At 35.7% G+C, this 22,047-nt stretch carries 22 protein-coding genes and 1 other RNA gene; 12 read left to right on the forward strand and 11 right to left on the reverse strand.

Annotated elements, in window-relative coordinates; genetic code table 11:
- Window positions 1-15: 15 nt before the first annotated feature.
- Genes ompH through lpxA form a run of 4 tightly spaced genes read left to right on the forward strand, consistent with a single transcriptional unit; the run spans window position 16 to window position 2,868 of the window.
- Window positions 16-516 carry an OmpH family outer membrane protein gene (gene ompH, locus SOI76_RS07475; protein WP_104078833.1) on the forward strand — a complete coding sequence of 167 codons (501 nt, stop codon included), beginning with the start codon at window positions 16-18 and terminating at the stop codon, window positions 514-516.
- Window positions 517-520: 4 nt separating this feature from the next.
- Complete coding sequence (gene lpxD, locus SOI76_RS07480) at window positions 521-1,591, forward strand: UDP-3-O-(3-hydroxymyristoyl)glucosamine N-acyltransferase (RefSeq protein ID WP_057075219.1); 1,071 nt, start codon at window positions 521-523, stop codon at window positions 1,589-1,591.
- 6 nt (window positions 1,592-1,597) lie between these two features.
- A complete protein-coding gene (gene fabZ / locus SOI76_RS07485) occupies window positions 1,598-2,083 on the forward strand; it encodes a 3-hydroxyacyl-ACP dehydratase FabZ (protein WP_002115603.1) in 486 nt (161 codons plus the stop codon).
- Window positions 2,080-2,868 (forward strand): acyl-ACP--UDP-N-acetylglucosamine O-acyltransferase, encoded by a 789-nt coding sequence (gene lpxA / locus SOI76_RS07490; protein ID WP_032053955.1) that lies wholly within the window; start codon window positions 2,080-2,082, stop codon window positions 2,866-2,868. Before fabZ ends, lpxA begins: the two co-directional genes overlap by 4 nt.
- Window positions 2,869-2,926: 58 nt before the next feature.
- Here the strand turns inward: lpxA and SOI76_RS07495 are convergent, their stop codons facing one another.
- A complete protein-coding gene (locus tag SOI76_RS07495; protein WP_104078832.1) occupies window positions 2,927-3,802 on the reverse strand; it encodes a YbgF trimerization domain-containing protein in 876 nt (291 codons plus the stop codon).
- Between the two features lie 314 nt (window positions 3,803-4,116).
- Here SOI76_RS07495 and ffs point away from each other — a divergent pair.
- Window positions 4,117-4,213, forward strand: an RNA gene (ffs, locus tag SOI76_RS07500) — signal recognition particle sRNA small type.
- A gap of 13 nt (window positions 4,214-4,226) precedes the next feature.
- Here ffs and recX read toward each other — a convergent pair.
- The 4 genes from recX to yrfG all read right to left on the reverse strand — a co-directional run bounded on the left by recX (window position 4,227) and on the right by yrfG (window position 7,062).
- Window positions 4,227-4,709, reverse strand: coding sequence for a regulatory protein RecX (gene recX, locus SOI76_RS07505; protein WP_104078831.1), 483 nt, complete (start codon window positions 4,707-4,709; stop codon window positions 4,227-4,229).
- A gap of 62 nt (window positions 4,710-4,771) precedes the next feature.
- Window positions 4,772-5,818, reverse strand: a complete 1,047-nt coding sequence (gene recA / locus SOI76_RS07510; protein WP_016140739.1) for a recombinase RecA — start codon at window positions 5,816-5,818, stop codon at window positions 4,772-4,774.
- Between the two features lie 145 nt (window positions 5,819-5,963).
- Window positions 5,964-6,392, reverse strand: coding sequence for an RNA-binding S4 domain-containing protein (gene hslR, locus SOI76_RS07515; RefSeq protein ID WP_104078830.1), 429 nt, complete (start codon window positions 6,390-6,392; stop codon window positions 5,964-5,966).
- Window positions 6,376-7,062, reverse strand: coding sequence for an HAD-IA family hydrolase (gene yrfG, locus SOI76_RS07520; protein ID WP_205668351.1), 687 nt, complete (start codon window positions 7,060-7,062; stop codon window positions 6,376-6,378). Before yrfG ends, hslR begins: the two co-directional genes overlap by 17 nt.
- A 426-nt stretch (window positions 7,063-7,488) precedes the next feature.
- Between yrfG and SOI76_RS07525 the strand changes: the two genes are divergently transcribed.
- Window positions 7,489-7,782: a hypothetical protein gene (locus tag SOI76_RS07525; RefSeq protein WP_014206979.1), complete on the forward strand. Its 294-nt coding sequence runs from the start codon at window positions 7,489-7,491 to the stop codon at window positions 7,780-7,782.
- A 36-nt stretch (window positions 7,783-7,818) separates the two neighbouring features.
- Here SOI76_RS07525 and SOI76_RS07530 read toward each other — a convergent pair whose 3' ends face one another.
- Together SOI76_RS07530 and gigD are read right to left on the reverse strand one after the other, a co-directional pair.
- On the reverse strand, window positions 7,819-8,355 hold the full coding sequence (locus SOI76_RS07530) for a GNAT family N-acetyltransferase (protein ID WP_104078829.1): 537 nt from the start codon (window positions 8,353-8,355) through the stop codon (window positions 7,819-7,821).
- A 29-nt stretch (window positions 8,356-8,384) separates the two neighbouring features.
- The gene (gene gigD / locus SOI76_RS07535; protein WP_004791887.1) at window positions 8,385-8,834 is read right to left on the reverse strand and encodes an Lrp/AsnC family transcriptional regulator GigD; all 450 of its coding nucleotides are present in this window, start codon (window positions 8,832-8,834) and stop codon (window positions 8,385-8,387) included.
- A 147-nt stretch (window positions 8,835-8,981) separates the two neighbouring features.
- Between gigD and kynU the strand changes: the two genes are divergently transcribed.
- The 5 genes from kynU (at window position 8,982) to aprA (ending at window position 15,051) form a co-directional block, all read left to right on the forward strand.
- Entirely contained in the window at window positions 8,982-10,232 is a 1,251-nt protein-coding gene (gene kynU, locus SOI76_RS07540; RefSeq protein ID WP_104078828.1) for a kynureninase, read from the forward strand.
- A gap of 40 nt (window positions 10,233-10,272) precedes the next feature.
- On the forward strand, window positions 10,273-11,679 hold the full coding sequence (pheP, locus tag SOI76_RS07545; RefSeq protein WP_104078827.1) for an amino acid permease: 1,407 nt from the start codon (window positions 10,273-10,275) through the stop codon (window positions 11,677-11,679).
- Between the two features lie 7 nt (window positions 11,680-11,686).
- Window positions 11,687-12,433: an alpha/beta hydrolase gene (locus tag SOI76_RS07550; RefSeq protein ID WP_104078826.1), complete on the forward strand. Its 747-nt coding sequence runs from the start codon at window positions 11,687-11,689 to the stop codon at window positions 12,431-12,433.
- A 598-nt stretch (window positions 12,434-13,031) separates the two neighbouring features.
- A complete protein-coding gene (locus tag SOI76_RS07555) occupies window positions 13,032-13,313 on the forward strand; it encodes a DUF6527 family protein (RefSeq protein ID WP_104078825.1) in 282 nt (93 codons plus the stop codon).
- Window positions 13,314-13,872: 559 nt separating this feature from the next.
- On the forward strand, window positions 13,873-15,051 hold the full coding sequence (gene aprA, locus SOI76_RS07560; RefSeq protein ID WP_104078824.1) for a S8 family peptidase: 1,179 nt from the start codon (window positions 13,873-13,875) through the stop codon (window positions 15,049-15,051).
- 45 nt (window positions 15,052-15,096) lie between these two features.
- Here aprA and ybaR read toward each other — a convergent pair whose 3' ends face one another.
- Together ybaR and SOI76_RS07570 are read right to left on the reverse strand one after the other, a co-directional pair.
- Window positions 15,097-16,551: a SulP family inorganic anion transporter gene (gene ybaR, locus SOI76_RS07565; RefSeq protein ID WP_104078823.1), complete on the reverse strand. Its 1,455-nt coding sequence runs from the start codon at window positions 16,549-16,551 to the stop codon at window positions 15,097-15,099.
- A 226-nt stretch (window positions 16,552-16,777) separates the two neighbouring features.
- The gene (locus SOI76_RS07570; RefSeq protein ID WP_104078822.1) at window positions 16,778-17,410 is read right to left on the reverse strand and encodes an SOS response-associated peptidase family protein; all 633 of its coding nucleotides are present in this window, start codon (window positions 17,408-17,410) and stop codon (window positions 16,778-16,780) included.
- Window positions 17,411-17,813: 403 nt separating this feature from the next.
- On the opposite strand from SOI76_RS07570, the gene gdhB reads away from it, so the two are divergent.
- Entirely contained in the window at window positions 17,814-19,253 is a 1,440-nt protein-coding gene (gdhB, locus tag SOI76_RS07575) for a glucose/sorbosone family PQQ-dependent dehydrogenase (RefSeq protein WP_057075232.1), read from the forward strand.
- Between the two features lie 53 nt (window positions 19,254-19,306).
- On the opposite strand, the gene uspA is transcribed toward gdhB, so the two are convergent.
- Window positions 19,307-19,750: a universal stress protein gene (uspA, locus tag SOI76_RS07580; RefSeq protein WP_032053937.1), complete on the reverse strand. Its 444-nt coding sequence runs from the start codon at window positions 19,748-19,750 to the stop codon at window positions 19,307-19,309.
- Window positions 19,751-19,892: 142 nt separating this feature from the next.
- Entirely contained in the window at window positions 19,893-21,989 is a 2,097-nt protein-coding gene (gene ykoW / locus SOI76_RS07585; RefSeq protein WP_104078821.1) for a putative bifunctional diguanylate cyclase/phosphodiesterase, read from the reverse strand.
- Window positions 21,990-22,047 lie beyond the last annotated feature (58 nt).

Genomic DNA, 22,047 nt, shown 5'->3' on the forward strand with positions numbered 1-22,047 from the left:
AGGACACAAATTAAGATGAAAAAATTAAATATATTAATGTTAGGGTTAGGCCTTACAGTTTCTGCTATGACGAATGCAGCTGGTTATGGTGTTATTGATCTTGCTAAAGTTGTTGAAAGCAGTACTTATTTAAAACAACAAAATGCAAGTTTAAATCAATCTGTTAAACCAACAACAACACGTCTTGAGCAGTTGGGTAAAGAGTTAGAAGGTCTGCAACGTCAAGCCCAAACCCAAGGGCAAAAAATGAAAGAAGATGATATTAAAAAGCTTCAGACTCAATATCAGTCAAAATTAAATGAATTTAATTCGACTCAACAAGGTTTGCAGTCTAAAGTTCAAACTAGTTTGCAAGGAATGAACTCAACTTTTGAGAGTCGTGTGAAACAAGCTGCTGAACAATTACGAAAAGAAAATAATCTTGACTTCATTTTGAATAAAAATTCGACCGTTGCCTATGACGCTAAATATGATTTAACTGATAAAATAATACAAAAGGTTAATTCAATGAAATAAATTAATGAAAGTGCAACATTATCGTTTAGATGAACTAGCTCACCTAGTGAATGGTGAGTTAGTGGGTACGGGTAGTCTTCAATTCGTAAACTTAGCAAGTTTAGAAAATGCTGAAGCTTCTCATATTACTTTCGTGAATGGCGAAAAGTATATCGATCAAGCAAAAGCTAGCCGTGCGGGTGCGTACATTGTTACAAACTCAATTAAAGAACTGCTTACTGATAAACAAAATTTTATTATTGTTGATAATCCTTATTTAGCTTTTGCCATCCTTACCCATGCTTTTGATAAAAAGATCACATCAATAGGTATTGAAAGTACTGCTCAAATTCATCCATCTGCAATTATTTCTGAAAATGCATATATTGGCCATTATGTTGTAATTGGTGAAAATTGTGTAGTAGGAGATAATACGATTATCCAGTCTCATACTCGTCTGGATGATAATGTGGAAATTGGAAAGGATTGTTTCATTGATTCACATGTCACCATTACGGGTGGAGCTAAATTACTTGACCGCGTTCGAGTCCATGCAAGTACCGTAATTGGTAGCGAAGGCTTTGGATTTGCTCCATATCAGGGTAAATGGCATCGTATTGCTCAACTAGGTTCAGTTATTATTGGTAATGATGTCCGCATTGGTTCAAATTGTAGTATTGATCGGGGTGCTTTAGATAATACAATTTTGGAAGATGGGGTAATTATTGATAACCTTGTGCAAATTGCACATAACGTTCATATTGGTTCAAATACTGCTATTGCTGCTAAATGTGGAATTGCTGGAAGCACTAAAATTGGCAAAAACTGTATTCTTGCAGGAGCCTGCGGTGTGTCTGGTCACCTTTCAATCACTGATAACGTGACTTTAACTGGAATGTCAATGGTCACAAAAAATATTTCTGAAGCGGGTACCTATTCTTCAGGAATTGGATTATTTGAAAATAGTCATTGGAAAAAGACGATTGTACGCTTGCGACAATTAGCAGATGTGCCATTGACCCAAATCACTAAACGACTTGATCATATACAAGCTCAAATAGAGTCTCTTGAATCAACTTTTAATTTGCGTAAATAGAATATTATGACCGAGTCAACTACACCTAAATTTGCCATCCCTGAATTACCAATGCAGATTCAAACGATTCGTCAATATTTGCCGCATCGTTACCCATTCTTATTGGTTGATCGTGTGACTGAAGTAACTGACAATAGTATTGTTGGTTATAAAAATGTTTCTATTAATGAAGAGTTCTTGCAAGGGCATTTCCCGGAATATCCAATTATGCCGGGTGTCTTAATTGTAGAAGCATTAGCTCAAGTTTCAGGCGTTCTAGGTTTCATTATGAACAATGAGACGCCAAAACCAGGTTCTTTATTCCTCTTTGCTGGTGCAGAAAAGGTTAGATTTAAAAAACAAGTAGTTGCGGGCGACCAACTTGTATTAAAATCTGAATTAGTAATGCAAAAACGCGGTATCTACAAATATAACTGTACGGCTACCGTTGACGGTATTGTAGCAACAACCGCTGAAATTATGATTTCACACCAAAAAACAGAGCAGGCATGAGCAATCACGATTTAATTCATTCTACGGCCATTATTGATCCATCTGCAGTGATTGCCCCAGATGTCCAGATAGGACCTTATTGTATTATTGGTCCAAATGTGACGATTGGCGCTGGTACTAAATTACACTCACATGTTGTAGTTGGTGGTTTTACCAAAATTGGTCAAAATAATGAGATTTTCCAATTTGCAAGTGTTGGTGAAGTTTGCCAAGACTTGAAATACCAAGGGGAAGAAACTTGGTTAGAGATTGGAGATCATAATTTAATTCGTGAGCATTGCAGTTTACATAGAGGAACTGTACAAGATAATGCTTTAACTAAAATAGGTAGTCATAACTTATTGATGGTTAATACGCATATTGCACATGATTGTGTTGTTGGTGATCATAATATTTTCGCAAATAATGTCGGCGTTGCTGGACACGTACATATTGGTGATCATGTCATTATTGGTGGTAATTCTGGGATTCATCAATTCTGTAAAATTGATTCTTACAGTATGGTTGGTGGAGCATCTTTAATCTTAAAAGATGTGCCGGCCTATGTTATGGCATCTGGTAATCCAGCACATGCGTTTGGTATTAATATAGAAGGTATGCGCCGAAAGGGTTGGTCTAAAAATACAATTCAAGGTCTTAGAGAAGCTTATAAATTGATTTTTAAATCAGGCCTGACTTCTGTTCAAGCGGTTGAGCAGATTAAAAATGATATCCTTCCGAATGTTCCAGAAGCTCAATTGTTAATTGACTCTGTTGAACGGTCAGAACGTGGTATTGTGCGCTAAGCAAAAATATTACGAAAAAGACACCGCAATCTGCGGTGTCTTTTTTTCTTAAGAACTTTTATTTATTAAAAAATTTGGCTTCTTCAGATTTTGGATACTGACTTAAGATTTTAGCTTTATATTGATTTGCTGAAACAGTATTTTTATCAACATCTTTGGCAATACTGTAGAGTTGGTAAAGGGCGCGAGGAGCTTTACTAGAATTTGGGTATTGTGTAGCCACTACGTTATAGTTCTTTTTAGCTTCATTATAATTCACTGGATCAGTAGCTAAATTAAACTCGGCTAACCAAAAGTAGGCATTCCCTGTATAAACGCTATTAGGATGATTTTTGATAAAGTTTTGCATTGGAGCAATCGCTTTTTTGGCTCCACCTTGTTTATAGGCATCTAAAGCAACAGTGTAAGCTGCTTTTTCAAGTTCTACAGGGTTTGATTGATTTTGCGTAGCAGGCAGTGAAGCTGGTTGTGTTACTTGCGTTTGGGATGGGGAAGTCACTTGACTTGTAGAAGCTGTGGTAATACTTGCTGTTTTATTATCAGTAGATGGAGCTTCTGAGCTTCCAGTAGCTGTAGCATCACTATTTGCTGTATTATCTGGCGTTGCACTTTCCGGATCTACTTTTTGATTAAGTAATTCTAGACGTTGATCTAAATCAGTATAGCGATTAGCTAAATCTTTTTTCAATTGTTCAATATCGTTGGATTGTTCTTCTAATTGTCCACGTAGAGTGCGTATATCACTTTCTAATTGTTGATTTTTTTGCATCAATTCCCAATTTAAATTACTAGGAACTGAAGAATTACTAGATGCAGTAGTGGTTGAGCTGCCGCCACTTTGGCTTAAACCGCGCGATTCAATTGGAATATTGGCATAGAGAGAAGTAGTGCTCATTAAGGCAATAAATAATAAAGAATGCTTCATCAATCGCATGAGTATAGGTCCATAATTTTATGTAAAAGCCAACTTAAGAAGGGAATATATAAACTATTCACGCTAGCTATCTAAAGTTTTAATTAATCATTGCAATTAAAACAGCTAACAATATAAATGCAAGAATAGTTTACAATCTTCAAGCATATTTTATTCAAAATAATTATCAAGAAAGAATATAAGATTAGAGGTTCTAGAAATTTATGTATTTTTGCTGATGAATTAATCAATTGAAACATAAACTTGCTTAAAAGTGAGAAGAAGACTTGCAACTCTTTTAAAAATCTCTATACTCTGTTTTGCAATGGTAGCCCCGCTGGTGGCTTCGCAATTGTACTCTGTGAACCCCGCCAGGACCGGAAGGTAGCAACGGTAGCAGATCTATGATGTGCCGAAGTTTTGCTAGTGGGGCTGCCACCATCTTCTAATCCGATCTTCGTTGGATTGCTTTTATAATTACATCTAAATCAAATCCTCTATACTGTAAAAATCTCATTTGTTTTGCTTTAAGTTTAGGATCTTTTTCTACTTCTTCACCAAACTTTTTCACTTTAAGCTGATAAGCCTGTTCTAACCAATCAATGTTATGAATTTCATCTGCAATTAAATCATTTTCGATTTGTTTTGTTTTTAAAGCTTGTTTAATACGTTTTGGACCTTTACCTTTTCTAATTTGGCTAGCCAATGTTAGTTCTGCAACGCGTTGGTCACTTTGATAGTTTTGTTCAGATAATTCTTCAACTAGTTGCTTAACCTCTTCTGGATTTTGTGCATAACGATTTAATTTTTCAGTAAGTTCTGCTTTTGAATAATCTCGACGAGTCAATAGCGCGAAAGCATAGGAGCGCAAACGCTGACCTGTAAGCAATGCACGTTGTTGAGACTGTTCTTCTGATCTTTTGAACATATTAAGGTTTCCTTATAAAAAACGCCCCGAAGGGCGTTTTTAAGACTAATGAGCGATAATGATTAAGATTCTAATAGAAGATCTTCTTCTTCCTCTTCGACCTGTACAGCGCCATTAGTACCCGTAGTTAATAGTTGTTCACGGATAACCTTTTCAATTTCTCCAGCCATTTGAGGATTTTCTTCAAAGTGGCGGATAACGTTGTTTTTACCTTGACCAATTTTATTGCCTTGATACGAATACCAAGCACCTGCTTTTTGCACGATATCTTGTTGTACAGCTAAATCTACAAGTTCGCCAAGCTGGTTTGTACCTTTACCGTATAGGATTTGGAAAATAGCTTCTTTAAAAGGAGGAGCCATTTTGTTTTTAACAACTTTAACTCGAGTTTCAGAACCGATGATTTCATCACCTTCTTTGACTTGACCAATACGGCGAATATCTAAACGTACAGAAGCATAGAACTTTAATGCGTTACCACCAGTCGTAGTCTCAGGGCTACCAAACATTACACCAATTTTCATACGAATCTGGTTAATGAAAATAACCATACAGTTTGAGCGTTTAGCATTACCCGTAATTTTACGTAGCGCCTGACTCATTAAACGAGCTTGTAAGCCCATGTGAGAGTCGCCCATTTCGCCTTCAATTTCTGCTTTAGGAGTAAGTGCAGCAACTGAGTCGACAACGATTAAATCAATTGCGCCAGAACGAACTAGCATATCTGCAATTTCAAGAGCTTGTTCACCGTTGTCAGGCTGTGATACAAGTAGATTATCAATGTCTACACCAAGTTTACGTGCATATTGTGGATCTAATGCATGCTCTGCATCGATAAATGCACAAGTACCACCAGCTTTTTGACATTGCGCAATTGCTTGGAGAGTCATTGTGGTTTTACCAGAAGATTCTGGACCATAAATCTCAACGATACGACCTTTTGGTAAACCGCCAATCCCCAATGCAATATCTAAAGTCAAAGAACCTGTAGATACAGCTTCAACTGCTTGAACAGTGTTGTCACCGAGACGCATCACCGTATTTTTGCCAAATTGCTTCTCAATTTGACTTAGCGCGGCTTGTAATGCTTTGCTTTTATTCTCATCCATCTCAAAAACCTCAATACTCTAAGTTCATCACGTTTAACCCAAGTGGATGCATTGAATCTCAACTTGTTTCACAGGGCTAATAGTGACAGATTTTTTATATAGCTTCTATGTGTTGTCTGTGTGTGTGCGACACAACTCGACGTTTTTATTCATCACCATACGACCAGTGTTGATCATTGTCCTGTTTAAACCGATTAATCTGTCTACGATCCTTTTTACTCGGTCTATGATCAGGTCGAGCAAGATTATGCAATTTTCGTTGGGATGCAATCAACTCCCGTCTAGCAATACTTACTTCTGTTTCTTCATAAAGTTGCTGGGCAACTGGCGCTGGACCACGTGTATTCGAAAGCGCTTTTACGACAACGGTTTTTTTATCAAAACCTTGTTGAATAATAAGTTCCATTCCGACACGAATTTCTTTTGAAACTTTTACACGCTCATTATTGTGATGTACTTTACCTCCTTCGATTGCTGCTTTAGCAATTGAACGAGTTTTAAAAAAACGAGCAGCCCATAACCATTTGTCGACACGCATGGTCTCTACAGCATCGTTTTCAAGCAATTTTGACATCATTATCCTTTCTATCAATTTGATTCAATATAGACAGCAATTCTGTAAGTCGATCTAGCGCTTTATACTCTAAATCCTCATGCTTTCTTACATCCTTTAGACTTGAGGGCTGTAAGATAGTAAACAAGTGCCTGATACCAAATTTTTCAGCTGTTTTTAGTACAGGAGCTGTATCATCAATAAAAATGGTTGCGTCTGGGTCGAAAGGGTGTAATTTTTGGAGCTCTTGCCAAAAATGAATATCTTCTTTTGCATAACCAATTTGCTCACTCGATACGATTACGTTAAAGAAGTGTTCAATTGCAATATTATCGAGCTTTAATTGTAAACTTGCACGGTCAGCATTTGTAACTAACCAACAACTATATCCTTGTTCTTTCAGTTCCTGCAGAAGCTCAATACAACCTGAGCGAGCTTGAATTTTTGTCTGAAACTCTTGCTGTAATTTGAGTACATCAACGCTTACAGTTTTAGTCCAAAAAGCTGATGAATACCAAACAAGTGTATGCTTATGTGATTGATAAAACTGATATAGTGTTTTTTGGCTCTGGTCGAGTGGAAGTTGATGTATCTCTGCATGTCGCTTAGGAAGACATTCATTCCAGATGAAATCATCAAAAGCGAGATCTAATAAAGTTCCATCCATGTCAAACATTATGATTTTAGACATATCTAAATATCTCCAAAATCATTCAAAGCAAATTTTTTAAGACACATCTACCATATATCCTTTTTAAAATCATAAATTAAAGAAGCTTGGGATATAAAAAATTAATTTAAAACTCCGCGCACTAATTTTTTTCAAAAGTTGTTTAAATTAATGTGATGGGTAGGGAGGATAAATGATTTGAAAATTATAGCGTGTAATTTTGCAAAACAGGAAACAATAATAAATGCTTTTTAGTAGAAAACTTTTCCTGTGTTTAAAGTAAAAATAGGGTGCCAAAGTTTTGCAATTAAGAAATCTTAAAAGTCATCTATATTTATGGTTAATTTTGCTTACATAGGATACGTATTGACATACATTTTATAAATTGAAGGATACTTGTTTAAAGTTATATTTAAATTTACCCCTAATAAGAATTTAGAGAAAGCAATGAAAATTGGATTTATTGGCGGAGCCAATGACGGTATTGTAATCAATGCTGCTGATGGCCTTGATACTTATAAGCTTGAATGGCATTACAAAGCAGAAAAGCACTGTGAAACACAGCCAACATTAGGTCTTAATGGGCCTGAGTATGATTACTACAACCTATTAATACTAAGAAAAAATAAAGAGGCTAAACTCTTTTATGTACTCACTACAATGGGAAAAGATGATATCGCGAGTAAAATCCATGAGTATTGGGAGTGCTCTACATCTGTTGGCTATGATTTCGATGATTAAAAAATATTTATTAATAATTTAAAATTTTGACTTTAATCAAAGATTAAATGAAGAGTTCGTAATTTCATATAACACATGTGCTTTTAATTGGTGATGGAGAGGAACCTTGGGATGATCAAAGTTTTTAACTTTGTGCATTCCAAGTCTTTCCATGACAGCTTGAGAGGGTGTATTTATGTTAGCGGTAAATGAAACGATCTTATCTAAATTCAGTACATTAAAACCATAGTCTAAAGCCGCTTTTGCTCCTTCAGTTGCATAACCTTGTTTCCAGAATTCTTTTGCAAGTCGCCACCCAATTTCCACACATGGAGAAAAATCAAATTGTTCAGGTTGACTATGTAAACCAATAAACCCGATAAATTGATGAGTTTCTTTTAATTCTACTGCCCAGAAGCCCCAACCATTTTTATCAATGAGAGATGAAATTTTTTGGATTAAATTATGGCTTTCTTGGGGTGTTAATAGATTTGGGAAAAATTGCATAACATGTTGATCTAAGCCCATTGTTATAAAAGGCTCAACATCATTTTCTTTCCACTGTCTTAAAATTAAACGCTGAGTTTCGATCATGAGATGGCTCTATAATTAAAAATGATGGGTCAAAGTGGCTTTTGCACAATCTTCTGTAAAATGATCTTGGAATTGATGCTCACTACACCTTTTATTTTATTTAAGGTATTAATGACGAAATGAGAAAAAGAGCTCAAATCTTTGGTCGCAACGTGTAAAACATAATTAGATTCACCCGTAATAATATATGCATTAATGACTTCATCAAAATTTTTGATCTGACTTAAAAAGAAGTTGTGATCATTTTCAGTTAGCTGTGCAAGTTTTATTTCGACAATTGCCTCAATTTTTATTCCTAATTTTTCATAGTTAACTTTGGCTTGATATTTTTCAATTACACCATTGCTTTCTAAAATTTTAACTCGTCGATGACATGCCGAAGCCGAAAGGTTAACCAGATCGGCTAGCTCTTGATTACTTAACCGAGCGTTATCTTGTAAATATTTTAAAATTTTAAGATCAATCGCATCTACATTCATTTTCGAATTTCATCCATGTTTTTTAATTTTAATTCGAATTTTATACGAAAATGGCAAATTTTAATCAAATATTATCGTATAAATCGTAAGAATTGGCGTGATAAAATTCAAAAACAAAGGAAATGTTGAAAATAGGTGAAATAACAAATGATTACTCACGAACAATGCCTCTATTGGGACCAGGAAGATGAACTTAAAAAGTTTAAAAATGAATTTGCACTGCCAAAAAACGTCATTTATTTAGATGGGAATTCTTTGGGAGCAAGACCAAAGAAATCATTAGAGGTTGCTCAGCATATTATTGCCAAAGAGTGGGGCGAGGACCTCATTAATAGTTGGAATAAAGCGGATTGGTGGGGACTACCGACTAGAATTGGAGATAAAGTCGCGCGGCTTATCGGTGCTGAAAAAGGGGAAGTGGTTATTTCAGACTCAACGACTTTAAATTTATTCAAAGTATTATCAGCAGCGGTAAAAATTCAAGCTGAAAATTTTCCAGAACGTAAAATTATTGTTGCAGAAAAAGATGCCTTCCCAACCGATATTTATATTATTGAAGGCTTTATTGATTTGATTCATCAAGGTTATCAAGTTGAATTGATTGATGGTGCAGATGATCTATCTCGTGTTTTGGCAAAAGATATAGCCGTAGTTGTTCTTTCTCATGTGAATTATCGGACTGGATATTTCTATGATATGGAGACTATCAATCAACAAATTCACGCTAAAGATGCTTTGATTATTTGGGATTTGTGTCACTCGGTTGGTGCGGTGCCTATAGATCTTAATCAGAGTAATAGTGATTTTGCGATTGGTTGTACTTATAAATATTTAAACGGTGGTCCGGGTTCACCTGCGTTGTTGTGGGTAAATCGAAAGCATCGTGATCAGTTCTGGCAACCTCTCTCAGGCTGGTGGGGGCACAAAAAACCATTTGATATGGCTCAGCATTATGAACCAGCCAATAGCATTCGCCGATATTTGTGTGGAACTCAACCTATCATTTCGATGAGTCTAATCGAATGTGGTATCGATATTTTCTTACAAGCTGATATACAACAAATACGCGAGAAATCCCTCAAATTAACTGATTTATTTATTCAACTTGTTCAACAAGAATGTTCTCAGTTTGGTTTTGAATTGATTACACCTTTAAACCATAAATATCGCGGTAGTCATGTCAGTTATAGACATGAGTTTGGTTATGAAATTATTCAGGCGCTTATTGCTCGTGGTGTGATTGGGGATTATCGAGAGCCGGAAGTATTACGTTTTGGAATTACACCTCTATATTTAGGTTTTGAAGATATTTGGAATGCCGTACAGCAACTTAAGCAGATTATGTTGAATAGTGAATGGAAAAATGAGCGTTATCTGGTGCGTAGCGAAGTGACCTAATCGTTAAAGGTTAATATCAGAAGAATGGCTAGGAGGGCCTATGAGCAGTTTTGATGAAATACAAAATCGAGAAGCGGGGTTACATAAAAAATTATCCGCAAAACAGATGGGAATGATTGCAATTGGTGGAGCGATTGGTACAGGGCTGTTCATGGGGAGCAAGTTCGCAATTAGCTTTGCTGGCCCAGCCGTCATTGTGAGTTATGCCATTGGTGGCTTAATCGCATTTGCTATCATGGCTTGTTTGGCTGAGATGACGGTTCAGCACCCTACGTCAGGCTCATTTGGGGCATATGCTGAGCATTATGTAAGTCCGCTTGCTGGGTTTTTAGTCCGTTATTGTTATTGGGCATGTATTGTGTTAGCGGTCGGTACAGAAATTACAGCAGTTGCTGACTATATGAAATTATGGTTTCCAGATGTAGGTTCCTGGGTCTGGATCGCTTTTTTCTCGCTGACGTTACTTGTGGTTAATGCATATAGTGTTAAAGCTTTTGGATTGGTTGAATATTGGTTTTCGACCATAAAAGTCTTTGCAATTATTGTATTTATTCTTTTAGCAATTGGTATTTTGACTCAAGGTCATGGAGGAGCAGCTCAGGTTGTCTCTAATCTAACTGAACATGGGGGCTTTTTCCCTCATGGTTTTAGTGGAGTCTGGATTGGAGTAATCATTTCAATATTTAGCTATTTAAGTATTGAAATGATCGCTGTAGCGGCAGGTGAGGCTAAAGATCCAGAAAGAGCAGTTAAGAAAGCTTTTAAAAGTACGGCAATTCGCTTAATCCTATTTTATTTACTGTCTTTATTTCTCATAGTGGCACTTGTTCCTTGGACAACTTTAATTGGAATCGACGCGACCAGTCCTTTTGTGATGGTGATGAAAATTGTAGGCATCCCATATGCAGACAGTATTTTAAATTTTATTGTAATTGTCGCGGCCTTATCAGCCATGAATAGTATGCTGTATATCTCGACACGTATGCTATTTAGTTTGTCACGAGCTGGTGATGCACCAAAACTATTCGGTCGTATTAGTCACAATGGGGTACCAATTAACGCATTGTTATTGTCAGCTGTTGGTATTGGTATCGCGAGTATTGTTTATACCATTAATCCGAGCTCTGCTTTCCCGATCATGATTGCTTTATCTATGTTTGGTGCGTTGTTCACTTGGGGCAGTATTTTCATTACCCATATGTTTTTTAGAAAGAATATGGCACGAAAAGGAGAACAGTTAAAATTTAAGGTTCCAGCGAGCCAGTTAATTTCACTGTTGGGATTAATCGCAATTTTAAGTATCACCATCACGACATGGTTTACCAATGAATTTAAGTCAACTTTACAATTCGGAGTTCCATTAGTTGTTGTGCTTACGTTTTTTTATTATTTAAAACGTTCATCAGCCAAACTTGCTTTAAATGCTCATGAAGAATCATTGAAGTGAGAGATTTATGAGACTATATGACAATGCTAGAACTGTGGCAAATGAACATAAGATATTGGCAGGATTTCAACGGACAAGTTTACTTAGCTACCAAAAATTCACCCATATGGCAGATATCCAATATGGTCCGAACCCAAGATCAACTTTAGATTTATTTCCTTTAGAGCAAGCCAAGAAGACTGTTATTTTTATTCATGGTGGTTATTGGCAATGGTGTGATAAGTCAGATTTTGCATTTATCGCACCGGATGTTCTAGCCAAGGGCGCACAGTGTGTGCTTTTAGAATATGATCTGGCACCACAAAGTAAAATCTCAGATATTACTTCTCAAGTTAATCAAGCTTTCGATTTTATTCGAGAGCAAGACTGGAGAACCGATGAGGTGGTTCTGGTGGGGCATTCGGCAGGGGCACATCTAGCTGCTTTTTTTTTAGGTCATCCACTTATATCTGAGATGGTGTTGTTAAGTGGAATTTATGATTTAGAGCCTATACAAAGCACTCATTTAAATCATGCGCTCAATCTTTCAAGGGAAGATATCTTAAAATATAGCCCTATTCATTACAGTGATCGAGTTACTATTTCATGTTCAATTTTATGTGGTGAGCTGGAACTTGATGAGTTGAAATGGCAAAGCCAAACTTATTTTGAAAGTAAAAAAGGGCAAGATCAGAATTTAGTATCTTTTAAACTTATACCTCATATTAATCATTATACGATTTTAGAGCATTATTTTAGATATATATTAAGTTAGATATTTGAAAATAATATATAAGATATTATTTTATGAAATAATTAACTTAGGGAGCAGGATCTAAATGTGATTTAGTTCACAGCTTGCTGTATTTTTTATAGAAAGAGTGTGTTCTTATTGACCGGAATAAAGAATTTAATTAGATTAAAAAGATAGTGCTTTCTCTCTAAATGGCAAAATGTTTAGCTGTTGTTTAGTTGAGTTTCAAGTCCGTAGCTTCCCAAGATGCGGACTTTTTTATTTGACTTTTAAAAACAATAAGATAAAGGGTGGTGTAGCTATAATATCTATCCAAAGATTAATATGAATGAATAAGATAGACATGTGATAAATAAGAAATAAATTAGGATTTTCTTTTCATGATTTAACTCGAATTATTATTTAATTAATGAATTATATAAAATATATTTTACCAAACTGACAAAGTGTGAGATTACACTCGGAAGTTCATGAATTTGTCATATAGGTTAGATAAATTAAAAACAGAAAAATAAAAGAGACAAGGCTATAGAACATAATTTAATAATATATGGCATCTGCAAATAATTGGTTTAGTCGGCTCTTATGAGCTGGTTTTTTTATTTTTAAAGGAGTGTTAATGAAAGTACAGTATTTCGAAGGAGGCATGTATAAACATATGTGTCCTGCTTGCGGATATCTTCATTATATTCCTGTACATTATCCTTTCTCTAACGGCAACCAATGGTTTTTTAATGGTAACTTGGAAAAACCGACATTTGCTCCCATCATAACTATAAATGAATATTGTAATTACTTTATTAAAGATGGTTTTATTGAGTATACTATTAATTGTAGACATCCTTTAGCTGGATGTACGGTTGAGTTACCAGAACTAGAATTAAATAATTATAGATTATAATAATTTGGGTATTTATTTTAACTGTAATCTTTTAAAGAAAGTATACTACTTTAAGTAAGCGGTATTTACGCAATATATCTTTACGTATTTGATATTGAACAGCTATATTTTAAAAAAATGTAAATCTCTTTTGTTTGAAGGCTGTATTTAAATTTGCAATAATTTTTATAACTTACTATTTTATATTTTATGTATGGATATCTGGAAATTTTTAAAAAGCTTTAATACGACTGGAACATATCTCATTATTTCTACATTTATATTATTATTAATACTTATATATTTTTACATTATACATCCAACCTAATCTAAATGATAAAATAGTAAAATAATTAACTATTCTAAAATTTTTGCTTTATTAATTTATTTGAATTAGTTCTCACTTTTGATTAAAAAAAGATAAGAGCATTGCATGTACCCAAGTTTTATGAAAATATGACTTGGTCATAATACATGGAGAATATAATAAAAATTCCTTTCTAAAAAAATTAACTTCTCAATATAAAAACTGTACTAATCATAACAATGATATCTGAAGTAAAAGATATGGAGATTTTTTATGAAGTTTTGCCAAGTTTCGAGTTTTCTTTTAACAATAGCTGTGAGTCATTTAATTTATGCTGCACCAGCTACAACCAATCCTGTATTAGGTTCTTCTCAAGCAAAAGGAATCATTAAAAACCAATATATTGTTATTCTCAATAAAGATGCTGGTCCTTCTAACGATTTTGCAAAAAATATTGCTAAACAACATGGTGGGAAGGTATTACAGACCTATGACACTGTACTTAAGGGGTTTGCTGTTTATCTGCCTGAGGCTGCTGGTACTGCTTTTGTTGAAGCCATGAAAAAAAATCCAAATGTCCTTTCAGTAGAAAATGACACAATCATAAAAATTGATGCGACTACTCAAAGCAATCCAGATTGGGGGTTAGATCGTATTGACCAAAAAGCCTTACCTTTAAATTCTGCTTACTCCTACTTACAGACAGGCTCTGGGACAACGGCTTATATTGTTGATACAGGAATATTATCTACACATCAACAGTTCTCTGGACGGGTATTAAGTGGTTATACCGCGATATCTGATGGAAATGGCACAACGGATTGTAATGGTCATGGTACTCATGTTGCAGGAACAGTTGGTGGTAGTACGTATGGTGTTGCTAAGAACGTAAGTTTGGTACCAATACGAATTTTAGGATGTGATGGGTCTGGTGCTTCGAGTAACGTGATTGCTGGGTTAGATTGGATATTAAAAAATGGTAAAAAGCCAGCTGTGGTGAATATGTCTTTAGGCGGTGATGCGAACACATCCTTAGATAGCGCAGTAGAAAACTTATTTAATAACGGTTATGTGATGGTTGTCGCTGCAGGAAATTCTAATACAGATGCATGTAGTTCTTCTCCTGCCAGAGTAAGTAAGGCGATTACGGTTGCTGCTACAGATAATACAGATACTCGAGCCAGCTATTCTAATTATGGAAGCTGTGTTGATATTTTTGCACCTGGAAGTCAGATTAACTCTTCTTGGATTGGTAACAATACAGCAACTAAAATTTTAAATGGAACCTCAATGGCTACGCCACATGTTGCTGGGGTAGTTGCTGAAATGTTGCAAAGTACACCTAACGCAACACCTCAGACAATCTCGACCAATCTTTTAAATCAAGCAAGTAGTAATGTGGTAAAAAATCCTTCTGGTAGCCCAAATCGGTTGCTATATAAATCTCCGTAATAAGAAATAAGGCTTGAGATTGGAAAAGGTCCCGAAGGACCTTTCTTAAATTTTTGCATGGGTGCCATATTTATCAATCATGATTGAGCTGGCTTCATTTAAACCACGCACCGTTACCTTAATACCGTTCTTCTGAAATTTATTCACTACTGAATCTAGCATGGCAACTGAGGTCACATCCCAAATATGAGAATGAGTGAGATCAATAATGACTTCTTTAACTGCTTCTTTAAAGTTAAAACTTTGCATAAATTTTTCAGATGAACTGAAAAATATTTGGCCTCTTAATTCATATAAGCGAGCTTGATCTTCGAATGAAGTTTCTATACGAATATCATTTTCAAGTTTATTTGCTAAGAACAGTGCTGAAAGTAATACGCCGGTTAAAACACCTAACGCTAAGTTATGGGTAGCAACTACTACAATAACGGTAGCGATCATAACAACATTACTACTTTTAGGATTATTTTTAAATTGAGTCAGTGAACTCCACTCAAAAGTACTAATTGATACCATAATCATGACGGCAACCAGAGCGGCCATGGGAATAACCTTTAACCAGTCACTTAAAAATACAACGAGAATAAGTAAGAATATACCTGCACAAAAAGTGGATAAGCGTGTGCGACCACCCGATTTTACATTAATCATTGATTGACCAATCATGGCACAACCCGCCATACCTCCCATAAAACCTGAAGCGATATTCGCAATGCCTTGACCTTTACATTCTTGAAACTTATTACTAGATGTATCTGTCATTTCATCAACGATTGTTGCCGTCATCATTGACTCAAGTAGACCAACGGCAGCAAGAGCTAAAGAATATGGAAGAATAATCAGGAGTGTTTCTAAATTAAAAGGAATATCGGGAATTAGAAATATCGGCAAAGTGTCTGGTAGTGAACCCATATCACCAACCGTTCGAACATTAAAACCTAAAAAAATAGCCAGTAATGTGACTACTACAATACAGATAAGGGGAGAAGGAAAGAATTTTCCAATTTTGGGAATATAGGGGAATAGATAAATAATTCCTAAACCAATGGCTACTAGTAAGTAGACATGCCATGTCACGCTTATTAATTCTGGTAATTGAGCCATAAAGATGAGTATCGCTAAAGCATTAACGAATCCAATAACAACCGACTTGGAAACAAAACGCATGAGTTTGGCGAGTTTAAAATATCCAGCCAAAATTTGTATGACGCCAGTTAATACCGTTGCAGCAAATAAATATTGAAGTCCATGTTCCTTTACGAGCGTAGTCATAACCAAAGCCATGGCACCCGTAGCCGCCGAAATCATAGCGGGACGACCACCGACAAAAGAAATAATGACGGCAATACAAAAAGAGGCATATAGGCCAACTTTTGGATCTACACCTGCGATAATTGAAAATGCAATTGCTTCTGGAATTAAAGCAAGACCCACAACAAGACCGGAAAGAATATCTGCGCGGACATTAGAGAACCATTGTTCTCGGACATTCAATAACATGAGAAATAGCCTAAGTTCTAAATTTTGAAAAGGCTAGTGATGTGATATACCAACACAAGCGACTACACCACATCACTAAACAGTGATGAGTTATTTACAAGGGATAGGGGTAAATAAACTTAAGGTGGCGTAAGTGTCATAGGTATAAAGATTTGGGACATTTAAAAGTGCCCGAAGAATAACATAAGTTTTTTAAGGTTGACTAACTTAAGCTTGCTAAAACAGATTAATCATAATTTTTCATTTCGGCTTTAGGCATTGAAGTAAACTCATTCGAAGGCATCTCTAAGAAAAAGTCTTTTGCTTCAGCGTGAGAGCAGTTAAGCCAATCATTTCTAAGATCCTCAGGTATTACAATAATTGAGCGTTTTTCATCAGTAGATTTGTGAAATTGTTTCATGAAAGGGTGATGATCAGCATTAATTGTTAATATCGACATTGATCTAACTTTCTGTTCATCTATAAGTGTTTCTTCATAGATTGCAGCAAGGGTAAAAGGTTGTCTATCTTGACGGAAAATTCCATACCAATGAGCTTTTCCATTAATGTATTTAGGTTCATAGATGGCTTCAACAGGAATAAGTGCAAACTGATCATTTAACCAAGCATGTTTAAAAGAGCGCTTTTGTTCTACTGTCTCTGTTCTGGCATTATAGGTTGCATATTTGAATGCGATTTCTTTGGCATAAGGAGGAAGCATTCCAAATTTAGCTTTTCGCCACTCAAGCTCATTTTGATGAGATAAAATGAGTGGACAATCATCACTCGGAAAAACATCCAACTTATATTCAAAAGTTGGTTCAAATAAATTTAATTGATCGGCATGTTTTTTCTGAATAGGTTTAAAGTTCGCACACATAAGACCGCCTTGCTTATAAAACTCTTCTTTAATTACAGCTTCTAACTTTTATCTTTTTATCATGTATATTTTTCTCATTAGAATTGTCTCTTTGAGTATTAATTTTTAACAATCAATTACTTCGTAATTAGTGTTTATTTAATTTAAGCCGTTTTAAAGACAAGCTAGATATAAAATGAGTAGAGCAGTGAATGAATAGAAAAATCGTAAAGTTAAGTTGCTCATCTTAAAGAGAGTTTATTTATTTTTAATAGCTACTTTTATGCAACAGAGCCTTTCAGAAATTTAGATTTTAATAGATTAGTTATTCATCATAATACAAATCATATAGAGAACTCATACAAACCAATGATTAAAGGTTTAAAAATTCTCGGAAAATTTTGACAATTTATAAGGTGGACACATGAATAAACATTTATTGGCTAAAATTGCCTTACTGGGCGCTGCTCAGTTAGTTACTATCAATGCAGCATTAGCTGATGTTCCTCTTACTCCTTCTCAATTTGCTAAAGCAAAAACAGATAACTTTGACAAGAAAGTTATTCTATCTAATTTAAATAAGCCGCATGCTTTGTTGTGGGGACCAGATAATCAAATTTGGTTAACTGAAAGAGCAACAGGCAAGATTTTAAGAGTGAATCCTGAGTCGGGCAGTGTAAAAACAATTTTTCAGGTGCCTGAGATTGTTAATGATGCTGACGGACAAAACGGCTTGTTAGGCTTTGCTTTCCATCCTGACTTTAAAAATAATCCTTATATCTATATTTCAGGCACATTTAAAAATCCGAAATCTACAGATAAAGAATTGCCTAATCAAACTATTATTCGTCGTTATACCTATAATAAATCAACAGATACGCTCGAGAAGCCAGTCGATTTATTAGCAGGATTACCTTCATCAAAAGACCATCAGTCAGGTCGTCTTGTCATTGGGCCAGATCAAAAGATTTATTATACGATTGGTGACCAAGGGCGTAACCAGCTTGCTTATTTGTTCTTGCCAAACCAAGCACAACATACGCCAACTCAACAAGAACTGAATGGCAAAGACTATCATACCTACATGGGTAAAGTACTACGCTTAAATCTTGATGGAAGTATTCCAAAGGATAATCCAAGTTTTAATGGGGTGGTTAGCCATATTTATACACTTGGACATCGTAATCCGCAGGGCTTAGCATTCACTCCAAATGGTAAATTGTTGCAGTCTGAACAAGGCCCGAACTCTGACGATGAAATTAACCTCATTGTCAAAGGTGGCAACTATGGTTGGCCGAATGTCGCAGGTTATAAAGATGATAGTGGCTATGCTTATGCTAATTATTCAGCAGCAGCCAATAAGTCAATTAAGGATTTAGCTCAGAACGGAGTAAAAGTAGCTGCAGGAGTTCCTGTAACGAAAGAATCTGAATGGACTGGTAAAAACTTTGTCCCACCATTAAAAACTTTATATACCGTCCAAGATACCTACAACTATAATGATCCAACTTGTGGAGAGATGACTTATATTTGTTGGCCAACAGTTGCGCCGTCATCTGCTTATGTCTATAAGGGCGGTAAAAAAGCAATTACTGGTTGGGAAAATACATTATTGGTTCCTTCTTTAAAACGTGGCGTTATTTTCCGTATCAAGTTAGATCCAACCTACAGTACGACTTATGATGATGCTGTACCAATGTTTAAAAGCAACAACCGTTATCGTGATGTAATTGCAAGCCCAGATGGGAATGTTTTATATGTGTTAACTGATACCGCTGGAAATGTTCAAAAAGATGATGGCTCTGTAACCAATACATTAGAAAATCCAGGATCTCTCATTAAGTTTACATATAAGGCTCAGTAACACTGCTCATTAAAAAACCGATCTTTATAGATCGGTTTTTTGCTTTAGAAAAACTATTCAGTTACGACGAGTACCGGTAAATGAATTTCTCCTAAAAGAGCTTGAGTCACACTTCCTAAGAAGAACTTTTTAAACCCTTTTCGACCATGAGAACCAATCACTAATAAGTCTGCTTGTAGCTCGGTAGCTGCTTTAATAATTTCTGTGTGAATTGTGTGACCTTCAACAATTTTTGTTTCAACAGAAATTCCATGCTGGCTAAATTGTTCTTTCGCTTGGTCTAAAATAGTCTGAATAGATGCTCTAGCTTTATTAAAGTAATCCTGTGCTAATTCTGTACTATCAATAAATTCTACAGAAATAAAAGGATCTATGGTCAGCGCATATACTAGAGTCACTTTACTACCAAAGGCCTTAGCAACTGCCGCTGCATGATTGACAGCAATAAGTGAAGTAGGAGAACCATCGACTGGAACCAAGATATGGTGATAACTCATATATTGCTCCTTATTGTCCTGTGACAATGTGGGGTGGCAAAACACCAAATTATTATCTTTATGTCTATATTATGAACAATTTTTTTAAAAGTTATTGTTTACTTTTAGTATGAATAGAACCGAAAAAGCTTATTAGCTATATTTAGCTTAAAGTATTGTAATGACTTTCTAAGTAAGGTTGTTTTTGTTTAAGTATTGAAATAACTTGATTGGCATCTATAGCAGATTCAAATAAGAATCCTTGACCTATGCTATAACCAAATTGTCGAAGTAGTTCTTCTTGTTCAGGCGTCTCAATCCCCTCAGCGATAAGCCCAAGTGATAAATTCGGAGCGAGTAACCCAATTGCTTGAACAATTGCATAAATGGATGGGTCATGCTGCATCTTTTGTATAAAACTACAATCTACTTTTAAACTGTCAATCGGGTAATCGCGAATATGCGTAAGCGATGAAAAACCAGTACCAAAGTCGTCTAGTGCAATACGGACCCCATGCTGTTTTAATTTATTCAGAGCTCGGATTACATACTCTGAACCTCGATCACCCAACATGTGTTCGGTGACTTCAATTTCAATATAATGTGTCGGTATTTGAAATTGATTAATCTTTTTCAAAAGCCGCTCAGCGTAGTTATCTCTTAAGAACTCTACAGGTGCGGCATTTAAGGAAACAGGAAGAGGTGTAATACCAAGATTTATCCATTTTGCGATATCACGTAAAACTTGATGCTGCATTGTTTCACCAATTTTACTCGCTAAATTATAATCTTTAAAAGCTTCTGCAATTTGTGCAGGGTAGCCTCTTTGAGCTGAGGTGGTATGCCATCTTAATAAAGCTTCAAAACCAACTACATGATGGGTTCTTAAATCTACTTTAGGTTGATAGTAGGGCTGAATTGTATGATGGCGAATCAACTGGCGTGCTAAATTAAGCTGAGAAGCGACTGTTTCGGTCATTTGCATCATGCATGGATCATACATGCGAATTCCACCACGACCACGTGCTTTTAAGTCATGTAATGCCATATCAGCACAACTAAGTAAACCTGACTGATCTATGGCATCTTGTGGGTAAATTGCGCAACCAATACTCATGCCACCATTTAGAACATTACCTAAATAGGTAATCGGTTGATTTAGCTGTTGAAGTAAAATGGCTGCTAGGTCGCGCACATCATTTTCAGATTTGAGGTTATTAATAATAACCGCAAATTCATCTCCACCTAATCGTGCAACAAAACATCGTTCCTCATCGACACAATGGCTAAAGCGTTTGGAGAGAACTTTTAATAGATGATCGCCTGCGCTATGCCCTAAAGTATCATTAATATGTTTAAAGTGGTCAAGGTCGATTAAAAGTAACCCCACACTTGTTTGGGTGTCTTTTGAATAGGCGAGGATACGTTTAAGCTGAAATTTAAATGAGCGCCGATTACATAAACCAGTCAGCTCATCTCTCTCGCTCATATTCCTGAGTTGGTTTTCTGCCAAATGTTGTTGAGTAACATTGCGGGAGACACAAAGTATTTGTCCGATTTCACCATTTTCCCGATGAATCGGGGTAAGCATATTATCCCAATATTCAGGGTCTTGATCGGGTAAACAGCTCATCCCTGCAAATCGGGCAACCTTTCCTTGAAGAGCCTTTTTTAAAGCAATGCGTCCACGTTTACGAATATGGGGTGGCAATAACTCAAGCCATTTCATTCCAAATTCTGTTTCGTCAACAGGGACACCTAAGGCGAGGCACCCTGATTTATTCATATGAGAAACTGTGCCATCTACATTAAGTACTTTAATGCAATCCTCACTGATGTCTAACATTTGATTTTGTATTTCAATATTCTTCTGCAAGTTTTGTTGTTCTTGGATATCATGATCAATATCTAAAAAGCTAACATACCATTCGTTAACCTGAGATGGGCCGCGATACTTAGAGGCTTGAATAGAGAGTTTGCACCATCTATATTGATTTCCAATTTGTAAAAGTCGACATTTTAATTCTATTCTTTTTTGAAGGCGAATTGCTTCGAGCCATCTCTTTTTGACTTCATCTAAATCGGTAGGATATATAAAATCTAACCATTGCTCGGGCAAGGGAGAAAATGTATCTAACCAATATTCTGTACACTCTACATTGCAATATAATATCAAGCCATTTTCATCACTCACCCAAGTTGGTAATGGAATTTGCTCAACAATAAAATGCTTTTGAGTAGTGTTCGACATTGAAGTCATAACATGCCTAGAAAGATTGAGAGTTGATTAATCTATTTATTAGTAGGTATTGTAATCT

It is taken from the genome of Acinetobacter pittii, assembly GCF_034064985.1.
Classification (GTDB): Bacteria; Pseudomonadota; Gammaproteobacteria; order Pseudomonadales; family Moraxellaceae; genus Acinetobacter; species Acinetobacter pittii_H.